The organism is Pseudoalteromonas sp. RB2-MNA-CIBAN-0110, from assembly GCF_040309305.1.
Classification (GTDB): Bacteria; Pseudomonadota; Gammaproteobacteria; order Enterobacterales; family Alteromonadaceae; genus Pseudoalteromonas; species Pseudoalteromonas arctica.
This window is the reverse complement of record NZ_JBEOOQ010000319.1, coordinates 1-239: the sequence shown is the minus strand read 5'-3', so window position 1 is coordinate 239 and position 239 is coordinate 1. Positions and strand designations below refer to the sequence as shown.

Here is a 239-nt window from a genome sequence, read left to right as displayed (position 1 = left end):
CCGTAAGCTTGCCCGTAAAGAGGATTTAAAGCTCTCGGCTAAAATAGACCCAACTAGCTTTGACGTAAACCTAGTCGATGCCGAAGGTGTTATTATTAACCGAAAATCAATGTCGGCAGGCGAAAAACAAATATTTGCTTTTGCTATTTTAGAAGCGCTCGGTAAGCTTTCGGGTAAAGTATTGCCTGTAGTTGTTGATACGCCTCTTGGCCGTTTAGATTCAAAACACCGCGATAAAC

The 239-nt window shown here is 42.3% G+C and carries 1 pseudogene; it reads left to right on the top strand.

Features of this window, described 5'->3' with window-relative positions:
* Nucleotides 1-239: pseudogene (locus AAEY68_RS21660) on the top strand (DNA sulfur modification protein DndD); the annotation flags it as partial.